At 46.2% G+C, this 1,001-nt stretch carries 3 protein-coding genes; all 3 read left to right on the top strand.

Annotation, left to right across the window (positions count from 1 at the left end; translation table 11 throughout):
• The coding region (locus AC6I5A_RS00270; protein ID WP_034610329.1) for a type II secretion system F family protein at positions 1 to 371 on the top strand (371 nt) is incomplete at its 5' end.
• 50 nt (positions 372 to 421) lie between these two features.
• Complete coding sequence (locus AC6I5A_RS00265; RefSeq protein WP_345967933.1) at positions 422 to 673, top strand: hypothetical protein; 252 nt, start codon at positions 422 to 424, stop codon at positions 671 to 673.
• Between the two features lie 101 nt (positions 674 to 774).
• Positions 775 to 984: a hypothetical protein gene (locus AC6I5A_RS00260; RefSeq protein ID WP_034610323.1), complete on the top strand. Its 210-nt coding sequence runs from the start codon at positions 775 to 777 to the stop codon at positions 982 to 984.
• The last annotated feature ends 17 nt before the right edge of the window (positions 985 to 1,001 follow it).

Raw genomic sequence — 1,001 nt, 5'->3', positions numbered from 1 at the left:
AGATATTCGAGGATTACCTAATGGTTGCAAGTGACATGTTCCGCTACGATGTTTCGGTTTTGGTCATGGAGATGAAGGCCAAGAATATTGAAACCGCCCTTCGGAATTTCAATGAACGCATCGGCCTTACGGACGTGTCCTTTTTGGTCAATGCCCTTATCGGGCTTTATCGAGGCGAGCATCAGGGCGAGGCGCTGGCCTATCTTGCCCGAGATATGGACGTCAAAGCCAAGGAAGCCTTAAAGAAAAGGCTGAATAAGCTGCCCGGCAAAATCAAAATAGCGTCCATCCCATTGGTGGCCGTAACCCTGGCCACCTTGCTCTACGTTATCGGCTCCCACCTAATCAGGTCAATGGGGGGCCTTTTTTAATGTGAAAATGGGGCAACCCTTTTTCAAAATACATTTTGGAGGTATGACCCATGAAAAACAAAACAACCGCAATCCAAATCACCGGAGAAAGGAGGGAAAATTCCATGAAGAAAAGAATCGCCAACACTCTTTCAAGCGCCAGAGGACTTCTTAAAAGCAAGTCTGGCGACCAGATGACCGGCTGGCTCATTGTCGTGCTGGTTGTCGTCGTAGTGGGCGCTGTATTCATGACACTGTACCAGGGTTCCATCACCAGCATCTGGAACAGCATCGTTACCAAAATCACCAGCCTTTTGAGCTAACAATACTTGCAGCCGAAAAGGCTACGGCAACAGGGGGGGAGAATCGTTCTCCCCTTTTTCCTTTGAACCAAAATCAAAAAAATGATATGGAGGTATTTGTTATGATGACTACTTTAAAAAACAAAATGCAGAGGATGGGACTAAAAACAAGAAAAATTCTTGCAAGCAAGTCCGGAGACCAAATGACCGGCTGGCTCATTGTTGTCCTGATCGTGGTAGTGGTGGGTGCAATATTCATGACGCTGTATCAAGATTCCATCACCACTATCTGGAACAGCATCGTCACTAAAATTACCGGCCTTTTAAGCTAACAATACCTAAAACCGAA

The sequence above is a fragment of the Desulfosporosinus sp. Tol-M2 genome (assembly GCF_059735615.1).
This window is presented reverse-complemented; position numbering and strand designations above follow the sequence as displayed.